At 56.0% G+C, this 22,545-nt stretch carries 16 protein-coding genes and 2 pseudogenes; 5 read left to right on the top strand and 13 right to left on the bottom strand.

Annotated features, from left to right (window positions below):
* Positions 1–6: 6 nt before the first annotated feature.
* Positions 7–1,692 (bottom strand): NAD-dependent malic enzyme, encoded by a 1,686-nt coding sequence (locus HX884_RS09265; protein WP_178328029.1) that lies wholly within the window; start codon positions 1,690–1,692, stop codon positions 7–9.
* Positions 1,693–2,069: 377 nt separating this feature from the next.
* On the opposite strand from HX884_RS09265, the gene HX884_RS09260 reads away from it, so the two are divergent.
* Complete coding sequence (locus HX884_RS09260; protein WP_048972818.1) at positions 2,070–3,398, top strand: 2-hydroxycarboxylate transporter family protein; 1,329 nt, start codon at positions 2,070–2,072, stop codon at positions 3,396–3,398.
* A 121-nt stretch (positions 3,399–3,519) separates the two neighbouring features.
* Positions 3,520–4,152, top strand: a complete 633-nt coding sequence (locus HX884_RS09255; protein ID WP_178328028.1) for a DNA-binding protein — start codon at positions 3,520–3,522, stop codon at positions 4,150–4,152.
* 31 nt (positions 4,153–4,183) lie between these two features.
* Here the strand turns inward: HX884_RS09255 and HX884_RS09250 are convergent, their stop codons facing one another.
* Positions 4,184–4,483 (bottom strand): helix-turn-helix transcriptional regulator, encoded by a 300-nt coding sequence (locus tag HX884_RS09250; RefSeq protein ID WP_013096507.1) that lies wholly within the window; start codon positions 4,481–4,483, stop codon positions 4,184–4,186.
* Between the two features lie 161 nt (positions 4,484–4,644).
* Here HX884_RS09250 and fusA point away from each other — a divergent pair.
* Positions 4,645–6,745, top strand: a pseudogene (gene fusA, locus HX884_RS09245) (elongation factor G).
* A 35-nt stretch (positions 6,746–6,780) separates the two neighbouring features.
* Here the strand turns inward: fusA and HX884_RS09240 are convergent.
* Positions 6,781–7,353 (bottom strand): flavin reductase family protein, encoded by a 573-nt coding sequence (locus HX884_RS09240; protein WP_178328027.1) that lies wholly within the window; start codon positions 7,351–7,353, stop codon positions 6,781–6,783.
* Positions 7,354–7,461: 108 nt separating this feature from the next.
* On the opposite strand from HX884_RS09240, the gene nhoA reads away from it, so the two are divergent.
* Complete coding sequence (gene nhoA / locus HX884_RS09235; protein ID WP_178328026.1) at positions 7,462–8,298, top strand: N-hydroxyarylamine O-acetyltransferase; 837 nt, start codon at positions 7,462–7,464, stop codon at positions 8,296–8,298.
* 8 nt (positions 8,299–8,306) lie between these two features.
* Here nhoA and HX884_RS09230 read toward each other — a convergent pair whose 3' ends face one another.
* The 8 genes from HX884_RS09230 to HX884_RS09195 all read right to left on the bottom strand — a co-directional run bounded on the left by HX884_RS09230 (position 8,307) and on the right by HX884_RS09195 (position 19,166).
* Complete coding sequence (locus tag HX884_RS09230; RefSeq protein WP_178328025.1) at positions 8,307–9,260, bottom strand: GlxA family transcriptional regulator; 954 nt, start codon at positions 9,258–9,260, stop codon at positions 8,307–8,309.
* A 61-nt stretch (positions 9,261–9,321) separates the two neighbouring features.
* Positions 9,322–10,035 carry an isochorismatase family protein gene (locus HX884_RS09225; protein WP_178328044.1) on the bottom strand — a complete coding sequence of 238 codons (714 nt, stop codon included), beginning with the start codon at positions 10,033–10,035 and terminating at the stop codon, positions 9,322–9,324.
* Between the two features lie 241 nt (positions 10,036–10,276).
* Positions 10,277–10,957, bottom strand: a complete 681-nt coding sequence (gene narI / locus HX884_RS09220; protein WP_014883923.1) for a respiratory nitrate reductase subunit gamma — start codon at positions 10,955–10,957, stop codon at positions 10,277–10,279.
* A complete protein-coding gene (gene narW / locus HX884_RS09215) occupies positions 10,954–11,649 on the bottom strand; it encodes a nitrate reductase molybdenum cofactor assembly chaperone (protein ID WP_178328024.1) in 696 nt (231 codons plus the stop codon). Before narW ends, narI begins: the two co-directional genes overlap by 4 nt.
* Positions 11,649–13,193 (bottom strand): nitrate reductase subunit beta, encoded by a 1,545-nt coding sequence (narH, locus tag HX884_RS09210; protein WP_048972815.1) that lies wholly within the window; start codon positions 13,191–13,193, stop codon positions 11,649–11,651. Before narH ends, narW begins: the two co-directional genes overlap by 1 nt.
* Positions 13,190–16,930, bottom strand: coding sequence for a nitrate reductase subunit alpha (locus HX884_RS09205; RefSeq protein ID WP_178328023.1), 3,741 nt, complete (start codon positions 16,928–16,930; stop codon positions 13,190–13,192). Before HX884_RS09205 ends, narH begins: the two co-directional genes overlap by 4 nt.
* 67 nt (positions 16,931–16,997) lie before the next feature.
* On the bottom strand, positions 16,998–18,383 hold the full coding sequence (locus tag HX884_RS09200; RefSeq protein ID WP_108453125.1) for a NarK family nitrate/nitrite MFS transporter: 1,386 nt from the start codon (positions 18,381–18,383) through the stop codon (positions 16,998–17,000).
* A gap of 207 nt (positions 18,384–18,590) precedes the next feature.
* Positions 18,591–19,166 (bottom strand): TetR family transcriptional regulator, encoded by a 576-nt coding sequence (locus tag HX884_RS09195; protein WP_040022636.1) that lies wholly within the window; start codon positions 19,164–19,166, stop codon positions 18,591–18,593.
* Positions 19,167–19,282: 116 nt separating this feature from the next.
* Between HX884_RS09195 and HX884_RS09190 the strand changes: the two genes are divergently transcribed.
* Entirely contained in the window at positions 19,283–20,770 is a 1,488-nt protein-coding gene (locus tag HX884_RS09190) for an MFS transporter (RefSeq protein WP_178328022.1), read from the top strand.
* Positions 20,771–20,832: 62 nt separating this feature from the next.
* Here the strand turns inward: HX884_RS09190 and HX884_RS09185 are convergent, their stop codons facing one another.
* The gene (locus HX884_RS09185; RefSeq protein WP_178328021.1) at positions 20,833–21,369 is read right to left on the bottom strand and encodes a dihydrofolate reductase family protein; all 537 of its coding nucleotides are present in this window, start codon (positions 21,367–21,369) and stop codon (positions 20,833–20,835) included.
* A gap of 142 nt (positions 21,370–21,511) precedes the next feature.
* Positions 21,512–22,495: pseudogene (gene ompC / locus HX884_RS09180) on the bottom strand (porin OmpC); the annotation flags it as partial.
* Between the last annotated feature and the right edge of the window lie 50 nt (positions 22,496–22,545).

The following is a 22,545-nucleotide window of genomic DNA, read 5'->3' as shown; positions in this document are numbered from 1 at the left end:
CGACGGCTACAGCGCAGCCCTGCGGTACGGCGTATAATCTGCTTGCCACCAGGTCTCTTCAATCCGCGCCAGCAATATCTCATCCTCCATGGCTGGCGCAACACCTTGCTCAATGGCCGCTCTGGCGACGGCAAACGCGATATGGCGTGACACCGTTTCTATATGATCCACCGGCGGCAATAATCCACCTTTTTCGGTTGTCACCAGCGGCGACTGCGCGGCCAAGCTGCGGCTTGCCGCCATCAGCATCTCCTCGGTGACCCGGCGTGCATGGCAGGCCAGAATACCCAGCCCCAGCCCGGGGAATACATAGGCGTTATTACACTGGGCAATATCGTACTGCTCGCCCTGCCAGAACACCGGCGCAAACGGGCTGCCGGTGGCGACGAGCGCGGCGCCCTGTGTCCAGGCAATGAGATCCTGCGGTTGCGCCTCCGCGCGGGATGTGGGGTTAGAAAGCGGCATAATCACCGGACGCGGGCAGTGGCGATGCATCTCTTTCACAATCTCTTCGCTGAAGAGGCCCGGCTGGCCTGAGACCCCAATCATTACCGTCGGATGCGCGTTTTTAACCACGTCCAGCAGCGAAATATTGTTCGACTCAACCTGCCAGTCGCGGATCGCCTCGCGCGCCGTGAGCAGGTTTTTCTGGAAGTCGAGGAGGTTGGTCATATCGTCAGTCAGCAGGCCAAAGCGATCGACCATAAAGACCCGACTGCGGGCTTCGGCTTCGGTTAGCCCGTCATCCATCATCAGCGCCACGATTTTTTCGGCGATGCCGCAACCGGCGGATCCGCTCCCCAGGAAGACCACGCGCTGATCGCGAACACGGGTCCCGGCAGCATGGGCGGCAGCAATCAGCGTGCCCGCGGTCACGGCGGCGGTACCCTGGATATCGTCGTTGAAACAGCACAGCTGATTGCGGTAGCGCTGCAGCAGTCTGGTGGCGTTTTTCTGCGCGAAATCCTCAAACTGCAGCAATACATTGGGCCAGCGCTGCTTCACGGTACTGATAAACATGTCCATAAACTCGGCGTACTGATCGTCGCTGATGCGTGGGTGACGCCAGCCCATATACATGGGATCGTCCAGATGCTGCTGATTATTGGTACCGACATCGAGCATAATCGGCAGGGTAGACGCCGGGTGGATCCCGCCGCAGGCGGTATATAACGAGAGTTTTCCAATGGGTATTCCCATCCCACCAATTCCCTGATCGCCAAGCCCCAGAATACGCTCTCCGTCGGTCACGACGATGACGCGAATATCATTGCGTGAGAAGCTTTGCAGCATTTCATCAATACGGTGACGATTGGGCCAGGAAATAAACAGCCCACGCGCGCGGCGATAAATAGTCGAGAAGTGCTCGCACGCTTCTCCTACCGTGGGGGTATAGATAATGGGTAACGTCTCTTTCAGGTGCGAACGCAGCAGGTTGTAAAACAGCGTCTCATTAGTATCCTGGATATTACGCAGATAAACGTGGCGGGAAATATCGCTTTTAAAATGACAGAATTGTACCCAGGCGCGTTCGGTTTGTTCCTCGATGGTTTCAACGTTGTGTGGCAACAAACCGTGCAGATTAAAGTTATCACGTTCTTCTTTAATAAATGCGAGCCCTTTATTTAATAACGGATTTTCCAGTAATACGGCGCCGCTATAAGGGGTATACAGTACTTCTTTGCGAGACATGAATGACTCCTGAATTTCAATAATCGGATAAAGTTCAGTTGCAGGCGCAGGTTTATTTATGTCTGTCGTTTCGCGCTAATCTAGCGGTTAAGGATCATAGGCGTAGTGATAACGGTCACAGTCTTTCTGGTTTAATTAATTTCAAAACACCGACGCGGCGATTAAAAACTTTAGTTACGAAAGGATGAATTAAGTTATTTAAAAACAAATTCTCGTGCTGTTCACATTTCCGGCGAAATCGCCATGCTAATCTCTCGATGAACCATTTTTATAAATGGCAATTTGAATACGATTAAATATTAAAGCTTTATTAAGTACAGGCTAATTACGATTTATTCCTGTTTATTGATATCCGAACCTACTAATCCGGTGATTATATGAAAGATAATTCTGTAACCACGTCTCCAGTCGCTTCACGTTTTGCTTTTGGGTTGAGCAATGCTGAAGTTGGCGCGGTCCCGTTGATGCTGTTTGTCGGGATCGCGGCCATTGTGGCCACCTCCGCGTGGGCGGAGCTGCTGCCGAAAAACATGATCGGTGGACTCGCGGTGATCATGACGCTCGGTTTCGCCTTTGCCAAAATTGGCCGACAAATCCCGCTGCTGAAAGATATTGGTGGCCCGGCAATATTGTGCCTGATGCTGCCCTCGGTGCTGGTCTATTTTGGCGTATTCGAGAAACACACCCTGGATACGGTTCACCTGTTGATGAAAGAGGCCAATTTGCTCTATTTCGTCATCGCCTGTCTGGTGGTGGGGAGCATTTTGGGGATGAACCGCGTGCTGTTGATTCAGGGGATGATCCGCATGTTCGTTCCGCTTGTGGTGGGTACCCTGATGGCCGTGCTGACCGGCTTACTCGTTGGTTCGCTGTTTGGCTATACGCCGTATCACACCTTCTTCTTCATCATCGTACCGATTATCGGCGGAGGGATTGGCGAGGGGATTTTACCGTTGTCGCTGGCCTATTCGGCGATACTGGGTCAGACACCTGACGTGTATGTGGCGCAACTGGCACCCGCCGCCGTAGTGGGGAATATCTTTGCCATTATTTGTGCGGGTACGCTGGCGCGCCTCGGGGCAAAACGTCCCTCGCTTTCAGGCAATGGCATGTTAACTCGCAGCAAAGATGACACAAGCCTGTTTGCCAGCGCGCAGAGCGTACAGCAGACGGATTTCCATCTGATGGGGGGCGGGTTGCTGATGGTGTGTGCGTTTTTTATCGTTGGCGGACTGTTTGAGAAGCTGGTGCATATTCCCGGCCCGGTATTGATGATCCTCATCGCCGTGCTGTGCAAATACTTCAAGGTGATCCCGGCCTCCATGGAGCAGGGGGCGCACAGTTGCTATAAATTTGTCTCCGCTGCGCTGGTCTGGCCGTTGATGATTGGTCTCGGCATGCTGTACGTGCCGCTCGAAAGCGTGGTGTCGGTCTTCTCGGTGGGATACGTGGTGGTGTGCGGTTCGATCGTCATCGCAATGGCGCTGAGCGGCTATTTTATTGCGTCGCGCCTGAATATGTATCCGGTGGAAGCGGCGATTGTCACCTGCTGTCATAGCGGGCTGGGCGGGACAGGAGATGTGGCAATTCTTTCCGCGTCTAACCGCATGTCGCTGATGCCGTTTGCCCAGATTGCGACCCGCATTGGCGGTGCGTCGACGGTGATTTTCGCCACGCTTTTGATGGGCTGGTTAATGGCGCACTGATCCCGGATGTCAGAAGACTGAATCGCAACGACATTTTCAGCACGCCGTTGCGGTTCAGTTCTTTATAAATATCACTGCGCTGGATAGAATTACCGCATTCACAGCGACGGGAAACCGCACGATGACCGGAAGAGTTGATTACCAGATTGAAAAATTTCTCTTTACCGAAGCCGCCGAACCAGAGCGTCTGACGCGTCAGTGGGCGGAGGTACTGGAAGAGTGTCGGGAGCAACAGGCCGGTGCAGAAGAACGCCTGCGTCTGGCGCTGCTGAATGTGGATTACGTCACCAGCTTTGAGCTTCCTTTCCGGTTACTCCTCACCCGCGCCCCGCAGTTAATTGACGGCCTCAGAAAAGAGCTTCAACTCAGCCAAAAAAATGTGCTTTTTAACGGCAAGCGCTTCGGCTGTGTTTATAGCCTGAAAATGAATCTGGACGGGATCCCCGATGAATTTAACTACCACCTGAAAACGCGTATCCAGCGCAGTGATAGCGAAGGGGGGAGCGAAGTGCCGTACCGGCAAATCGCCCAGCAGGTGAAAGCGCCCCGTGAGCGATTAAAGTTAGCGCTGGAAAACGGGCTCGCGGTAACCGCACTCGACGGGCTTTTCTGGTTCGGCATTCAGCGCATCGCGGCCGATGTGCAACGGTTGCGCAAAACGGGGATGAGAATAACCACCTCCGGGACCGAGGTCTTTGATACGCTGACCAGGACCCGACGGCAGATCCCGGTCTATCGTAAGGAGAAAGCGTAGCGTTGCCACGGATATCAACGTAACCGCAGCGCTACTCAGCCCGCAGCAATATCGCCATGAGCCCAGGAAAACGGGCATCCAGATCGTCTCTTCGCAGTGAAATCATATTCTCTCGCCCCTGCGGGCGCTGCCAGATAACGCCGCTGTCGCGTAACACGCGCCAGTGGTGGGTCATGGTGGATTTCACCACATCGTCCGGGCGCAGCGCGTTGCAGCTCAGTTCACTGCCATCGGCCAGCCTGCGGATAATCGATAGCCGGAGCGGGTTGCCGAGAGCAAACAGCACATTTTCCAGCAGTATTTGTTCAGGTTCGGGGTGGTTTGGGATCATCGTTTTCCTGCGTCAACGTTCAGATTGAGCTATATCAACAATAGGTCAACCGTGAAAAAATAGTTCGATAATACTCGTACAATAGGACTATTATAGCAAACGAACACACAGGCGACCATCCCGGTCGTCACAACTCAGTCTTACAGACTTAAGGAAATATTATGCCCCGACCCATCCCTCTCGAACGTTATCGCAACATCGGTATTTCCGCGCATATCGATGCCGGTAAAACGACAACCACCGAACGCATCCTGTTTTACACCGGGATGAGCCACAAGCTTGGTGAAGTACACGATGGCGCGGCAACAACCGACTGGATGGCGCAGGAGCAAGAGCGCGGGATCACCATTACCTCCGCGGCCGTCAGCTGCTTCTGGCCGGGTATGGACAGAGGGTTTGAACCGCACCGGATCAATATCATCGACACCCCGGGGCACGTGGATTTCACCATTGAGGTGGAACGTTCCATGCGCGTGCTGGACGGTGCCGTCATGGTGTACGACTCCGTGGGCGGCGTGCAGCCACAGTCAGAGACCGTCTGGCGTCAGGCGAATAAGTATCATGTGCCGCGCCTGGCGTTCGTCAACAAAATGGACCGTCCGGGTGCCGATTTCTTCCGCGTCGTACGGATGATGCAGGAACGCCTGAAGGCGAATCCGGTGCCTATTGTGATCCCTGTGGGCGCGGAAGAGCATTTCACCGGCGTGGTGGATCTCATCAAGATGCGTACCATTGTGTGGGATGATGCCACACAAGGCATGGTGTTTAACTATGCGCCGGTACCGGACGAATTGCTGAGCACCGCGCAGGAGTGGCGGGAAAAAATGGTCTCTGCGGCAGCAGAAGCCAGCGACGCGCTGATGGATAAATACCTGGAGACGGGCGACCTTGATGAGGCTGAGATCATCAAAGGGCTGCGTATTCGGACCATCTCCGGTGAAATCCAGCCGATGCTGTGCGGCAGCGCCTTTAAAAACAAAGGGGTACAGCGCATGCTCGATGCGGTGATTGAGCTGATGCCATCCCCGCTGGATGTACCGGCCATCGACGGTGTGGACGAAAAAGGGCAGCATGCGGAGCGTCATCCAAGTGATGAAGAGCCGTTTTCTGCGCTGGCGTTCAAACTGATGAGCGATCCGTACGTCGGGCAGTTGACCTTTATTCGCGTTTACTCTGGCGTGTTGAGAAAAGGCGACGCGGTGTATAACCCGGTGAAGGACAAGAAAGAGCGTATCGGACGCATCGTGCTGATGCATGCCAACGATCGTCACGAGGTGGACGAGCTGCGCGCCGGTGATATTGCGGCCTGTGTGGGTCTGAAGGATGTGACCACCGGGGACACGCTCACCGATCCGAATGCGGTCATCACGCTTGAGCGAATGGAGTTCCCGGACCCGGTGATCTCCCTTGCCATCGAGCCAAAAACCAAGGGCGATCAGGAGAAAATGGGCATTGCCCTGCAACGCCTGGCGGCGGAAGATCCGTCGTTCCGTCTGCATACCGATGAAGAGTCCGGCCAGACGATTATCTCCGGTATGGGTGAGCTACATCTTGAGATTATCGTCGATCGCATTGAAGCGTGAGTTTGGCGTCGAGGCGAACATTGGCCGTCCGCAGGTGACCTACCGCGAGACGCTGCGCAAAGCGGTGAAAGATATCGAAGGCAAATTTGTCCGGCAGTCCGGTGGTAAAGGGCAGTACGGGCATGTGGTCCTGAGCCTTGAGCCGTTAGAGCCTGGTAGTGGCTTCAAGTTTGAAGATGCCACGAAGGGTGGCGTGGTGCCGCGTGAGTATATTCCCTCTGTGGAAAAAGGGCTGCGCGAAGCCATGAACAGCGGCGTGCTGGCGGGGTATCCGGTTGTCGATGTAAAAGCGACCCTGACCTTTGGGTCGTATCACGACGTCGACTCCTCGGAAATGGCGTTCCGCATGGCGGCGATCCTCGGGTTTAAAGAGGGCGCTCGCAGAGCGGATCCGGTGATCCTTGAGCCGGTGATGCATGTCGAGGTGGAAACGCCGGAAGAGTATGCCGGTAATATTATGGGCGATCTCTCATCCCGTCGTGGCATGGTGCAGGGCATGGAAGAGCAGTACGGCAGCCAGATTATCCGCGCTGACGTGCCGCTGGCAGAGATGTTTGGATACGCCACCACGCTGCGCTCGATGTCGCAAGGCCGCGCGACCTACACGATGGAGTTCCACCATTTTGCGGAAGCACCGCGCAATGTGGCGGATGAGATTATTGCCCGGCGTGCGAAGTAATACGTTCACCCTCTCCCCGATGGGGGGAGGGTTCATCAACCCAGCGCCTTCACCATTTTCCCACTCGCCACAAACGTCCCGGCTCCCAGATGGTGCAGGGTATTCAGCTTATCCCCGTCAAACTGCCAGCGTCCGGCGACAAACGCGCGTTCATCGGCGGCGGCTGAAACCACTTCCCCGAACAGCGTATCGTACTTTTCTGCCGCGGATGTAACGGGTAATAACCGGCACTCCATCCACGCCAGACATTTCTCTTCAATGACGGGCAGGCCGAGTGCCGGACCGTTCACCACCGGGATGCCGTAGCAGTTGAATTTGTCTTCGTCGCGCCCGCTAACGCTACCCACCGCGTAGGTCCAGTTGGCGGCGGACACGCCGGGAATGACGATGCCAAATTGCCCGCTGCGTTCAATCAGTTCACGCGACCAGGTGCTTTTATCCACCACAATGGCGATACGCGGTGGTTCAAACTCAACCGGCATCGACCACGCGGCAGCCATAACGTTACGCCTGTCCAGGGTTTCATCCCGACTGGTGATAAGCACGGTGGGGCCATGGTTTAAAAGACGGCTGGCATGACGTAATTCAACAGGGCGAAAGTGGCTCATAGGATCTCCTCATTAATAACGATGAGTATGGCGAAAAAGCACGGAAATCAAAGTGGACGCGTGAAATTAGTTTATAAACAGAACATCACTGTTAAAGGAAACTGATGCATGTCCCCATTTCTGACTGCCTATTTCGCCCGCATCGGCTGGAAACAACCGGCTACTGTTGATATCGACACCTTGCGCGCGCTGCATTTACATCACAACTGTGCGATCCCGTTTGAAAATATCGATGTCGTTCTGCCGCGTGAAATACAGCTCGACGATCAAAGCCTCGTCGACAAACTGGTGAACGCGCGACGCGGGGGATATTGCTTTGAGCAAAATGGCTTGTTTGAGCGCGTGTTGCGCGAAGTCGGGTTTACGGTGCGCAGCGTGCTGGGACGTGTGGTATTAGCGAATCCACCGCAAATGCCGCCGCGCACGCATCGCCTGTTGCTTGTCGAACTTAACGGCGAGCGCTGGATTGCCGACGTTGGGTTTGGCGGCCAGACGCTGACGGCACCGATTCGTCTGCTTGCCAACGAAGAGCAGGAGACGCCGCACGGGCTGTATCGTCTGCTGAGCGAGGGGAACGACTGGGTACTGCAATTCCGTCACCATGAGCACTGGCAGTCGATGTACCACTTTGACCTGACGACACAATATTTCAGTGATTACGTCATGGGGAATTTCTGGTCAGCGCACTGGCCGCAGTCCCATTTCCGCCATCATCTGCTGATGTGCCGCCATCTGCCTGACGGCGGCAAACTGACGCTGACCAACTTCAACATTACTCACTGGCAAAAGGGCCATGTAGAGGAGCAGATCCATCTTCCCGATGCTGCGGCGCTGTATCAGTTGATGCAGGAGCGCTTCGGGCTGGGTGTTGACGATCCGAAGCACGGTTTTTCACTGGCGGAGCTGACGGCGGTGATGGCAGGGTTTGAAACTCACGGAAAATAGCCGCCTCGCTATCGGCCACGAAACTCGCGCCGATAGCGAGAAGGCGAGGTGTTAAGCAGTTTGTGAAAGTGACGGCGCAAGGATGTTGTTGAGGGAAACCCGACACGCTCGGCAATGTCATCCACAGGCTGGTCGGTTTTTTCGAGATAACGTTGTGCGACGATAATGCGCTGGTTTAGCAGCCAGCGCGAAAAGCTCTCACCGGTGGTTTGCTGAAAACGCCGGGTAAAGCTGCGACGGCTCATGCAGGCTTTTTCCGCCACGCAGTCCAGCGTGAGCGCAAGCTGGAGGTTTTCCGTCGCCCAGGCTAGCGCGTCGGTGAAGTTGTCTCCACGACGCGTGTTCTGAACCGGCAGTTCTACGTATTGACGTTGTCCACCCTGGCGATGGGGCGGTACCACCAGCAACCGCGCCACGCTGTTTGCCACTTCCGCGCCCCAGGCCTGACGCACCAGATGCAGGCAGCAGTCGATACTGGCCGCCGTGCCCGCAGAAGTGACAACGTCACCATTATCGATATAAAGAACGTCTTTATCCATCTGCACAGAGGGATAGAGACGTTGAAAGTCAGACGCCCAGCGCCAGTGCGTCGTCGCAGGGCGGTTTTCAAGTAGCCCGGCAGCGGCTACCACAAACGCGCCCATACACAAACCCACAATACGCGAACCCGCGGCATGTGCTTTTTGCAGGGCTTGCAGGAGATCGGGGGCCGGGGCATGCTCGGGACTGTCCCAGCTTGGGACGATCACCATATCCATTCCGGCCAACTTATCAAGCCCACGCTCGACAACGATTGAAAATCCGGCATTGGTTTTAAGCGCGCCGGGCGTGGTGGCGCATACGACAAGCTGGCAAAGGGGGGCGCCCGTTGGTGTTAGCGCTTTCTCAAATACGGCATAGGGCACCGAAAGGTGAAAAGGAATAATGCCATCAAATACAACAATACCAATTTTAAGCGTCATGTAAGCCTCCGTGTGCCAGCCAGTATAGAGACCTGGCTGGCGACGGGGATCAAGTCCGGTCTTATTCTGTGACTGGCAGCGCCATAACGTCTTTGGTCGTCATAATCTCGGCAAACACATCGGCAACACCGGCTAATGCCGCACGTTGCAGCGCTTTGTGGTCCACCACGCCACCCTGACCATCATCCAGATCGCGTGTTGCTGTCGCATCTTCAGGGATAATCACGTTATAGCCCAGCGGAACAGCGTCACGTGCGGTAGAGGAAATGCACATGTTCGTCATCAGGCCAATGACTATCACCTTTTTGATCCCTTTTTTCTTTAATTGCGCATCCAGATTGGTGCCAACAAAAGAGCTCGGGGTCGCTTTGGTGATAATGGCATCGCGTGCAGAAGGCTGTAGGTCTTGATGGAACTTGGCATAAACAGACCCTTCGGCAAACAGCGGGCTATCCTTTGGCGCTATATGGCGCACGAAGTACACCGGCATCCCCTTTTGATGGGCATAGCTAACCAGCTTTTGACTGTTCTTGAGTACCTTATCGCCATCAGGGATCACCATCTGACCACGAAAATCTTTACCTGCGTAATATTCGTTTTGGATATCCACCACGATTAACGCCGTTTGTGAGGCGGATAAAGACGAAGTCGCCGTAGCGCCTGTCATTGCACGAATGGTTTTGCTATTCGTGCCGGTCGTTTCCTGCGCGCTAGCATAAGTGGAAAAAGTGCTCATCATGCCGATCAGCAATGCTGTACGAAAAAATGGTTTCATCACGCGAACTCCTTCTGTGTTGTGTTCGGGAGCCATTATTCCGCACAGTTGCTCACAGTATGAGTCACCTGGAGAACCAATAACGATACTTTTGGGCCATTATGAGACGACATTTCGTGGTGGAATTTTCTTCTGCAAAGCGGCATGCTTCAGCCTTCATCGCCCGGTGGCGGCTACGCCTTACCGGGCTGACAGGTGCTTGAACGTAGGTCGGGTAAGGCGAAGCCGCCACCCGACAAAATCAACGGCGCGATCTCACCACCTGATACCGACGGGTAAAGTACTCAAACGGCGCGCTCCACACGTGCACCAGGCGGGTGAACGGGAAGATAAGGAAAATAGTCATCCCCAGCACCAGATGAACGCGGAAGATGGGGGCAACGCCACTCAACATTTCCGATGAGCCGCCCTTAAACGTCACAATTCCCTGCGCCCAGCCGACCAGCTTCATCATCTCACTTCCGTCAGGATACTGGGCGGAGAAAGGAATAGTCGATAGCCCCAGAATGCACTGTATCAGCAGGATACTCATGATGATGATATCCGGCGTGGTGGAAGTGGCGCGCACCCGCTGGTTGAACAGGCGGCGAATCAGCAGCATGGACCCGCCAATCAACGTCAGCACGCCGCAAATCCCCCCTGCAATCATGGCTAACTGCTGCTTAACCGCGACGGGTAAAAACCAGGCATACATCCAGTGCGGGGTTAGCATGCCGAACAGGTGGCCGAAGAAAATCCCCAGGATCCCAATATGAAACAGGTTAGAGGCCCAGTTCATACCGCGTTTGCTGAGCATCTGGCTCGATGAGGCGCGCCAGGTGTATTGCCCGTAGTCGTAGCGCAACCAGCTGCCGAGGAAAAACACGGTGGCGCAGATGTAGGGGTAAATGTCATAGAAAAAGACGTTCAGGTAATGTGTCATTTTGGGCCTCCGGCGCTGACGTACACATACTGCGGCGCGACGTCCTGGCTAAAGCGTCGTTGATAGTGCTGCATCGGCGAGCTGTCGCACGATGTGGCGTTGTCTTCGATAAACTTGACCTGTTCCTCTTCCCAGACGGCATCCAGCGCCTGGCGGGTATCATCGCGTTTCTCCGTGGCCACCTGTTTCGCCACGCTGTCGCTGGAAAGCCGCGTTCCGGCCAACACCAGCAGGGCATCGAACAGCTGATAATGGGCCACGCCGCGCTGCTTCAGACGCCCGCCAATCAGCGCCAGGATAGGCGCGACGTTCTGCAATCCTTCGCGCGCCTCGTCGTCCGTAACGATACTGAGGTACTCCAGATAGAGCGGCAGATAGTCCGGCAGTTCGCGGCAGTCGAGCTGTAGCCCGGCTTTCTCATACTGGCCCATCAGGTCGACCATTGCCTGACCGCGATCGCGGGATTCAGCGTGAACATGCTCGAACAGCAGCAGCGAGGTCGCGCGGCCACGCTCAAATACCTCGCACCACTCGGCCTGTTTATCCAGCAGCGGGGCGCTCAGGTGCTGACGGGCAAACGACAGCAGCATGGGTGCGTCCTGCTCAATGAGCGAAAGCGCTTCCTCGCGATTTTCCCACAGGGTCTCATCGGGATACTCAATCAGCAGCGCGATGATTTTGAGGATCTGCATTACTCTCCCTCCCCATGTTCGCGCACCTCGGTGATGTTGATGGCATCAATCCGGCTGCTGTTGAAGAGGTTAAATTTGGTGTCAGAGCCGTGGCAGCCGTCGCCAAAGGTGAAACCGCAGCCGTTACGTTCCGGGAAGGCATCACGCGCCATTTCACGGTGGCTGGTGGGGATAACGAAACGATCCTCATAGTTGGCGATGGCCAGATAGCGGTACATCTCTTCAACCTGTTCCACGGTAAGGCCTACCTCCTCAATCGCACGGGTGTCCGTGACGCCTTCTACCGTCTGGGAGCGCTTGTAGTGTCGCATCGCCATCATGCGTTTAAGAGCGCGCAGCACCGGGCCGGTATCCCCCGCGCTGAGCATATTGGCCAGATACTGCACGGGAATGCGCAGGCTCTCCACGGCAGGCAGGACGCCGTCGCTCTGTGGCAGACCGCCTGCGTCAGCGTAGGACTGGATCGGTGACAGCGGCGGCACATACCAGACCATCGGCAGGGTGCGGTATTCCGGGTGCAGCGGCAGGGCCAGCTTCCAGTCCATCGCCATTTTGTAGACCGGGGAGCGCTGGGCCGCATCAATCACGTTCTGCGGAATGCCCTGTTTCAGCGCTTCTTCAATCACCGCCGGGTCGTTCGGGTTGAGGAACACGTCGCACTGGCGTTCGTAGAGATCGGTTTCATGCTCGGTACTGGCGGCTTCCTCAATACGGTCCGCGTCATACAGCAGCACGCCGAGATAGCGGATGCGCCCGACGCAGGTTTCCGAGCAGACGGTCGGCTGGCCGGATTCAATGCGCGGGTAGCAGAAGATGCATTTTTCTGACTTGCCGCTCTTCCAGTTGAAGTAGATCTTTTTGTACGGACAACCGCTGATGCACAGACGCCAGCCGCGGCATTTGTCCTGATCAATCAGCACAATGCCGTCCTCTTCGCGCTTGTAAATGGCGCCGCTCGGGCAGGTGGCGACGCAGCTTGGGTTCAGGCAGTGCTCGCACAGGCGCGGCAGGTACATCATGAAGGTGTTTTCAAACTGGCCGTACATCTCTTTCTGGATCTTCTGGAAGTTACGGTCGCGGGCGCGTTTTTCGAATTCGCCGCCCAGCAGCTCCTCCCAGTTGGGTCCCCAGACGATTTTATCCATCCGCTTGCCGTCAATCAGCGAGCGCGGGCGAGCGGTAGGGAGGTGATCCCCCTCCGGCGCGCGGTGCAGGTCCTGATAGTCAAAGGTAAAGGGCTCATAGTAATCGTCAATCTGCGGCATGACGGGGTTAGAAAATATTTTCGACAGCACCCCCATTTTGCCGCCGAGACGCGGCGTCAGCTTACCGTGAATACCGCGGATCCAGCCGCCTTGCCACTCTTCCTGATCTTCCCAGTTTTTCGGGTAGCCGATCCCCGGTTTGGTTTCGACGTTGTTAAACCATGCATACTCCATCCCTTCACGCCCGGTCCAGACGTTTTTACAGGTGACCGAGCAGGTGTGGCAGCCAATGCATTTATCGAGATTCAGTACCATGCCAACCTGTGAACGTATTTTCATTTTTTCGTCTCCTGTACCTGATCCCGACCTTCGCCATCCAGCCAGTTAATGTTTTTCATTTTGCGGATCATAATGAACTCGTCACGGTTGGAGCCAACGGTGCCGTAATAGTTGAAGCCGTAAGCCAACTGCGCGTAACCGCCAATCATGTGCGTCGGTTTCGGGCAGACGCGGGTCACCGAGTTATGAATACCGCCGCGCCGTCCGGTCACCTCTGAACCCGGAATGTTAAGAATGCGCTCCTGGGCGTGGTACATCATGGTCATACCCGGCGGCACGCGCTGGCTCACCACCGCGCGGGCGGTGAGGGCGCCGTTGGCGTTAAAGGCTTCAATCCAGTCGTTGTCCTCAATGCCCAGCTCACGCGCGTCGGTTTCACTGATCCAGACAATCGGCCCGCCGCGCGACAGGGTCTGCATCAGCAGGTTTTCGCTGTAGGTAGAGTGGATGCCCCATTTCTGGTGCGGCGTCAGGAAGTTGAGCGCTTTTTCCGGGAAGCCGTTCGGCGGGATCTCGCGCATATGGCTGACGCTGCGGGTATCAATCGGCGGACGGTAAGCCACCAGACTTTCGCCGAAGGCGCGCATCCATGGGTGATCCTGATACAGCTGCTGACGGCCGGAGAGGGTGCGCCACGGGATCAGCTCGTGAACGTTGGTATAACCCGCGTTGTAGGAGACATGCTCGCTTTCCAGACCGGACCAGGTCGGGCTGGAGATGATTTTACGCGGCTGCGCCTGAATATCGCGGAAGCGGATTTTTTCATCTTCTTTATTCAGCGCCAGGTGGGTGTGGTCGCGTCCGGTCAGTTCGCCCAGCGCCTCCCACGCCTTCACTGCCACCTGACCGTTGGTTTCCGGTGCCAGCGCGAGGATCACTTCGGCGGCATCAATGGCCGTCTCGATACGCGGGCGGCCTTTCGCCGGACCGTCGAGCTTGACGTAGTTCAGCTTGCCGAGGAACTCGACCTCGTTTTGCGTGTTCCACGAGATCCCTTTCCCGCCGTTGCCGAGCTTGTCCAGCAAGGGGCCGAGGGAGGTAAAGCGCTCCCAGGTTTCCGGGTAGTTACGCTCGACGACCGCAATGTTCGGCGCGGTTTTGCCGGGGATCAAATCGCATTCGCCTTTGCGCCAGTCCTGAATATCAAACGGCTGGGACAGTTCCGCCGGGGAGTCGTGCTGCAGAGGCTGCAACACGACGTCCGTTTCCGTACCGAGATGGCCGACGCACACGTCAGAGAAAACTTTGGCGATGCCTTTGTAAATCTCCCAGTCGCTGCGCGATTCCCACGCCGGGTCGACGGCGGCGGACAGCGGATGAATAAACGGATGCATGTCGGAGGTGTTCATGTCGTCCTTTTCATACCAGGTGGCGGTTGGCAGGACGATGTCAGAGAACAGGCAGGTGCTGGACATACGGAAATCGAGCGTTACCAGCAGGTCGAGTTTGCCCTCAATGGCGTTAGTCTGCCAGTCGACCTCTTCAGGCTTCACGTCATCGGTCGAGCCTAAATCTTCCCCTTGTATCCCGCTTTCGGTGCCGAGCAAATACTTGAGCATGTACTCGTGGCCTTTGCCGGAGGAGCCAAGCAGGTTCGAGCGCCAGACAAACAGATTGCGCGGGTGGTTTTTACCGCTGTCGGGCTGCTCGCAGGCGAAGCGGATATCGCCCGATTTCAACGCCTGAACGGTGTACTCCTGCGGCGACAGGCCTGCTGCCTCAGCGCGGGCTTTGATGTGCAGCGGGTTGAGGTTGAGCTGCGGCGCCGACGGCAGCCAGCCCATACGCTCGGCGCGGACGTTGAAGTCGATCAGATGACCGGTGAATCGGGATGCGTCCGCCAGCGGAGAAAGCAGCTCCTGCGCCGTCAGCTTCTCATAGCGCCACTGGCTGCCGTGGTTGTAAAAGAACGAGGTGCTGTTCATCTGGCGCGGCGGGCGGTTCCAGTCCAGCGCGAAGGCCAGCGGCAGCCAGCCGGTTTGCGGACGCAGCTTCTCCTGGCCCACGTAGTGCGACCAGCCACCACCGCTTTGGCCTACGCAGCCGCAGAAGACCAGCATGTTGATCATGCCCCGGTAGTTCATGTCCATGTGGTACCAGTGGTTTACCCCGGCACCGAGAATGATCATCGAGCGTCCATGCGTTTTGTGCGCCGTGTCGGCAAACTCACGGGCAATCTTTTCAATCAGATACGCGGGAACACCGGTGATCTGTTCGCCCCAGGCCGGTGTATACGCTTTGATCTCACCATAATTTTCAGCCGCGTTACTGTCTTCCAGACCACGATCGAGACCGTAGTTGGCGAGCACCAGATCGTACACGCTGACCACATGTTTCTGGCTGCCGTCGGCAAGCGTCAGGGTTTTACTCGGCACGCGGCGGGTCAGCACTGGCTCCTGTTTCACGCTGCGAAAATGCGGATTCTCATTGCCACCAAAGTAGGGGAAGGCGACATCCGCCACGCTGTCGTGGGTGATCAGTAGGGAAAGGGTCAACTCCGTTTCCTGACCCGCAGCCAGCGATTCCAGGTTCCATTTGCCTTTTTCGCCCCAGCGGAAGCCAATGGAACCGTTAGGAACCACCAGATTACCGGCAATATCAAAGGCGACGGTTTTCCACTCCGGGTTGTTGGCTTCGCCCAGCCCGTCCACAAGGTCGGACGCCCGCAGCATGCGTCCCGGCACCAGACGACCATCGGCCTGCTCATCCAGCAGAACCAGCATCGGCATGTCAGTGTAGCGGCGGCAGTAGTTGAGGAAGTAGTCGCTTGGGTTATCGAGGTGGAACTCTTTGAGGATCACATGCCCCATGGCCATCGCCAGTGCGCTGTCGGTCCCCTGTTTGGGGGCGAGCCACTGGTCGCTCAGTTTGGCAACTTCTGAGAAGTCCGGCGTGATGGCAACGGTTTTGGTCCCTTTATAACGAACCTCGGTAAAGAAATGGGCGTCGGGGGTGCGCGTCTGGGGAACGTTAGAGCCCCAGGCGATGATATAGCTGGAGTTGTACCAGTCGGCGGACTCCGGCACGTCGGTCTGCTCGCCCCAGGTCATGGGCGAGGCGGGAGGCAGGTCGCAATACCAGTCATAGAAACTCAGGCAGGTACCGCCGAGCAGAGAGAGATAGCGGGTACCGGCAGCGTAAGAGACCATCGACATCGCCGGAATAGGCGAGAAACCGGCCACGCGGTCCGGGCCATAATTTTTGATGGTCCAGACGTTGGCGGCGGCAATCAGTTGGTTCAGCTCTTTCCAGTTTGAGCGGATAAACCCGCCTTTACCGCGTGCCTGTCGGTAGCTCTGCGCTTTTTGCGGATCGTTTTGAATGGCATCCCAGGCGAGTACCGGGTCGCTGTGCTGCGCCAGCGCCTCGCGCCAGAGTTCAATCAGCCTGCGGCGCACCAGCGGATATTTGAGGCGGTTGGCGCTGTAGAGGTACCAGGAGTAGCTTGCGCCGCGTGGGCAACCGCGTGGCTCATGGTTAGGCAGGTCCGGGCGAGTGCGGGGGTAATCGGTCTGCTGGGTTTCCCAGGTCACCAGCCCGTTTTTGACATAAATCTTCCAGCTGCAGGAGCCGGTACAGTTTACGCCGTGGGTAGAGCGCACAATCTTGTCGAACTGCCAGCGCTGGCGGTAGCTGTCTTCCCAGTCCCGGTTGGTGTGATACACCTGCCCGTGCCCATCGGCGAAACTGTCGCCTTTTGTTTTGAAGTAACGAAAGCGGTCCAGCAGTTTGCTCATGACATTTCTCCTGCTTCGATAGCATGGCCGAAGGGTGCTGCATCACGCTCCGGCGAAGATGTAGTTATTATTTTTGTGAGGATTTACGGCCGTACACCAGCCAGGTGACGAGCACGCAGACGATGTAAAACACGAGGAAGACTTTCATGGCGCCGACCGGCGATCCGGTCATCGCCAGCGAGGTGCCGAAGGCTTTAGGGATAAAAAATCCGCCTACTGCGCCAATGGCGGAGATAAAGCCCAGCGCGGCAGCGGTGTCCGTCACGGCTTCATGCTGCGCCTGTTCATCGGTGCCACCTTGCTTTCTCACCCGGTCAATGGTGATTTGGCGAAAGATAATCGCAATCATCTGGAAGGTTGAGCCGCTGCCCAGCCCGGCGGTGAGGAACAGCCCCATAAAGACCAGATAAAACGCGACAAAGCTGCCGGAGCCCGAGCCGGGCAGGGTCAGGAAGATCAGGGCGCTAAAGATGGCCATAAAGACAAAGTTGATGAGCGTGACGCGCACGCCGCCCAGCCTGTCGGAGATCATCCCGCCCGCTGAACGTGCCAGCGCACCAATCAGGGGGCCAAAGAAGGCAAGGTGAAGAATGTTAACGTCCGGAAACTGGGTTTTCGACAGCATGGCAAAGCCTGCCGAGAAACCGATAAACGAGCCGAAGGTCGCCAGATAGAGCAGGCTCAGCAGCCAGAGATGAAACCGCTTAAGCACCGGAAGCTGGCTGGCGATAGAGGCTTTTGAGCTGGCGATATCGTTCATGCCAATAAACGCCGCAATGGTGGCCAGCAGCAGAAGCGGGGCCCAGATCCAGGCGGCATTCGCCAGCCACATGGTGGACCCGTCCTCCAGAGGGACACCGTTTACCCCCAGAAAGGTGAACATCGGCAGAAAAATGACCAGTGGCGCGATCAACTGCATTACGCTGACGCCCAGGTTTCCCAGCCCGCCGTTGATTCCCAGCGCGCTACCCTGTCTGGATTTCGGGAAGAAAAAGCTGATATTCCCCATGCTGGAGGCAAAGTTAGCGCCCGCAAATCCGCAGAGCAGGGCAATGACGATAAAGACCCAATAAGGCGTCGCGGTGTTCTGAATGGCAATCCCCAGCCAGACGCAGGGGATAATCAGGATCACGGTGCTCAATACTGTCCAGTTACGTCCGCCAAATATCGGCACCATAAAAGAGTAGGGGACACGCAATATTGCGCCGGAGAGAGAAGGTAATGCCGTTAGCATAAAAAGCTGATCGGTAGTGAAATTAAATCCGACTTTATTGAGGTTAACCGCAATGGCACTAAATAACATCCAGACGCAAAAGGCCAATAGCAGGCAAGCCACAGAAATCCATAGGTTTCTTCGCGCGATATGTTTGCCTTTATTCTCCCAGAATTGCGGATTTTCCGGTTTCCAGTTAGTTAAAAGATGGTGATGACTTTTCTCACTTTGTTGTGACATATCGCCCTCTTGCTTACCCAAATGAAGATAAAAAATAAGTAAAAACAGCTAGATATGTGAAGGTCTGGTATTGTGGTTATTGGAAGTATTGAGATACATCTGAAAGGATAGATAAAAAAGCGAACCCCAGAGTTTGGAAATGAAATAGGGGATCGCCTAATGTGTTACCAATTGTAACGGTGGGATTTAATTACTCAGAAGGGAGTATTAAAACAACTCCAGAGAAATTAATTTATCAAGATGATTATTAAACGCAGCGTCATCCATTTCAGGCATGTTTAATAGATATATGCCGTCAAGGCCACACACCAGGCCAATTAAACGCCAGGCAATACTTGCCGCCGGGTCTCCGGAACGAAATACGCCTGCATCCCTGCCAGCTTCAATAAGGGCAACCGTTTCCTGATGCCACATCTCCATTGTCAGCACATACGCGCCCTTGATCTCTGCGTCGCGGGTTGCGAGAATTTGCGCTTCTCGCCAGAGGCGAATGTAGGGTTCAAACCTGCCGTCATCGCTGCCGAGCATGGCATGTAAACGTGCCCGCCAGCTGGCGTGTTCCCCGACCACATCCGCATCCAGCAGTTCGCGGATCAGCCGGATAAAGGCCAGCGATTTTAACTCACCGCCGGAGGTGAAATGGTGATGCACTTGCCCGGTTGCGACACCGGCTTCGGAGGCGATGCGGCGCACCGTCATGGCGGAAAATCCCTCGGCCAGCGCCACGCGCATGGCGGCCTGTAAGATCTCTTCCCGTCTTTCATCCCTGGTCAGATAACCCATTTTCTCTCACTCTTAAATAGCAATGAAACGAGTGTAACAAAGAGCTGGACAAGTGTTCAACATTCCGTAGGATCGCATCCTGGACATGTGTCCATTTTTATATAAAAAGGAAATTTATGTTTCGTCAGTGGTTAGCGTTAGTGATTATCGTGCTGGTGTATATCCCGGTGGCGATTGACGCGACGGTGCTGCACGTGGCGGCGCCGACATTGAGCATGACGCTGGGCGCCAGCGGTAATGAATTATTGTGGATCATCGATATCTACTCGCTGGTGATGGCGGGTATGGTGCTGCCAATGGGCGCGCTCGGCGACCGCATCGGTTTTAAACGGCTGCTGATGCTTGGCAGCACGCTGTTTGGCCTGTCATCGCTGGCGGCGGCCTTTGCCCCCTCTGCGGGCTGGCTGATTGCCGCGCGCGCCTCGCTGGCAATTGGCGCGGCAATGATCATACCGGCAACCCTTGCGGGTATACGCACCTTGTTTATTAACGCGCGAGATCGCAACATCGCGCTTGGCGTCTGGGCCGCGGTCGGGTCCGGCGGGGCGGCGTTTGGCCCGCTGATTGACGGTATGCTGCTGGAGCATTTTTACTGGGGATCGGTCTTTTTGATCAACGTGCCGATTGTGCTGGTGGTGGTGTCGCTGGCCGCGGTCTATGTTCCGCGTCAGCAAGGGCGCCCTGAGCAGCCGCTGAATATTAGCCATGCCGTCATGCTGATTGTGGCAATTTTGCTGCTGGTCTATAGCGCCAAAACCGCGCTGAAAGGCGGGCTTTCTCCATGGCTGGTGGCCTGTACGCTGCTCACCGGCGCGGTATTGCTGTTTATCTTCGTGCGTATTCAGCTTCGCGCCCGTGTGCCGATGATCGACATGCGCCTGTTTTGCCATCGCATCATTTTAAGCGGGGTGGTGATGGCGATGACCGCCATGATCGCCCTGGTGGGGTATGAATTGCTGATGGCCCAGGAGCTGCAGTTTGTGCATGGCTTTACCCCGTTTGAAGCGGGCATGTTCATGCTGCCGCTCATGGTCGCCAGTGGGTTCAGCGGCCCGATTGCCGGGATACTGGTTGGTCGTCTGGGGCTGCGCATGGTAGCGGCAGGCGGAATGGGGCTGAGCGCCGTCAGCTTTATTGGCCTGTCGATGCTCGACTTCAGCACGCAGCAGTGGCAGGCGTGGTGCCTGATGGTGCTGCTTGGCTTCAGTGCGGCGAGTGCGCTGCTGGCCTCCACCTCGGCAATCATGGCGGCGGCGCCGAAAGAGAAAGCCGCCGCTGCCGGGGCGATCGAAACCATGTCCTACGAACTGGGCGCGGGGCTGGGGATCGCGATATTTGGTCTGTTGCTGACCCGCAGCTTCTCGGCGTCGATTGAACTACCGCAGGGCTTACCTTCAACGCTGGCTGATAAAGCCTCGTCATCCATTGGCGAAGCGATGAAGGTCGCGCAGGATCTCAGTCCGGCGCTCGGTGAAACCGTCATTGAGGCGGCAAAAACGGCGTTTATCACGTCGCACAGCGTGGCGTTAGGCAGCGCCGGTGGGATGTTATTGCTGCTGGCGATTGGGATTTGGTTTAGCCTGGCGAACGCGCCGCAACAGTAAATGCAAGCCCGAAGGCGCTGCACCTTCGGGCTATTCACTCCTGCTGCAGCGGCGCGGTGTCGTTATCGCGTCAGCCGATAGTGCGACTGCACCAGACCCGACGGAAAGCTGCGGGTGGATAAAAGCATTAAATCGATATCCCGGGGCAGCGAGCCGAACAGCGGCTTGCCTGAGCCGATCAGGACAGGAACAGTGGTGATAACCATATCGGCCACCAGTCCTTCGCGCAGAAACGACTGGATCACCTGTCCGCCATCAATATAGACGCGGTGTGCGTTCTGCGCCGCCAGCTCAGCAAGCGCTTCCTTTGGAGTACAGCGGGAGAACTGCACTTTACCTTTCAGCGGCTCGGGCACCTCGGTGTCAGCCAGCTGACTGGAGAGCACCAGCACGGGGCGGTTATAGGGCCATTGGTCAAAGGTCAGCACTTTCTCATAGCTTCCCCGGCCCATCACAATCCAGTCTTTGTCGGCAATGAACGCATCATAACCATGATCTTCCGTTGGATCATCGCGCTGGAGTAGCCAACCGATATCGCCATCCTGGCGGGCAATGTAGCCATCAAGACTGACGGCGATAAAAAAGTGGGTGGTAATCATCGAAGGCTCCCTGTTCAGGCTGTGACGTTAGGACAGTGACGACAGAGCAGTATACCGGAACCGGGGGATGACGATCAGGAGAGCGGGCAGAGGGGCAAAAAAAAAGCCAGCCGCAGGGACTGGCTTTCTGGTGTGACAAATCTTAGAACTGGTAGGTCAGACCTACAGCAACGATATTGTCGGTAGCGATTTTAGCGTCTTTGGTGAACGCATTGTCGTCCAGCAGGTTGATTTTGTAATCAACATAGGTGGACATGTTTTTGTTGAAGTAGTAGCTCGCGCCAACGTCAACGTATTCCACCAGATCCTGGTCGCCGTAAGAACCGATGTCTTTACCTTTGGATTTCAGGTAAGCGATGGACGGACGCAGACCGAAGTCGAACTGGTACTGAGCCACAACTTCGAAGTTCTGCGCTTTGTTTGCAACGTGACCGTCACCGAAAGCTGTCATGTTACGGGTTTCAGAGTAGGTGGTTGCCAGGTAGATGTTGTTCGCATCGTACTTCAGACCGGCTGCCCATACTTCTGCGTTCTCGCCACCTGCGTTCAGGTCGCTAGCTGCACGAACCTGACGGTCGGTACGGTCAGATTTCGCGTAAGTTGCACCCGCTGCGAAGCCGTCGAATTCATAGGTAGAAGAGAGACCCCAGCCGTCACCATTAGATTCGGTGATGTCGTTACGGTCGTTTTTACCCTGGTACTGAGCGGCAACGTTCAGGCCGTCAACCAGACCGAAGAAGTCGGTGTTACGGTAAGTCGCTACGCCAGTTGTACGGCCAGTCATAAAGCCATCAGTCTGGGTCCAGGTATCGCCACCGAATTCTGGCAGAACGTCAGTCCATGCGCCGATGTCGTACGCCACGCCGTAGTTACGGCCGTAGTCGAAGGAACCGAATTCGTTGAATTTCAGACCTGCGAACGCCAGACGCGTTTTGTTACCGTCAGCACCCTGGGATTCAGAGCGGTTGCCCTTGAACTCATATTCCCACTGGCCATAACCGGTCATCTGGTCATTGATCTGAGTTTCGCCTTTGAAGCCCAGACGAACGTAGGTTTTGTCGCCGTCGTTGTCAGTATCATCAGAAAAATAGTGCAGACCTGTGACTTTACCGTACAGATCCAGGGAAGGTGCGAACAAGTTCCTGATATGAGATCATCATATTCATCCGGAGCGCA

This window comes from Enterobacter sp. SECR19-1250 (assembly GCF_013391025.1).
GTDB classification, from domain to species: Bacteria; Pseudomonadota; Gammaproteobacteria; order Enterobacterales; family Enterobacteriaceae; genus Enterobacter; species Enterobacter cloacae.
The sequence above is the reverse complement of the archived record's forward strand: the minus strand, read 5'-3'. Positions and strand labels throughout refer to the sequence as shown.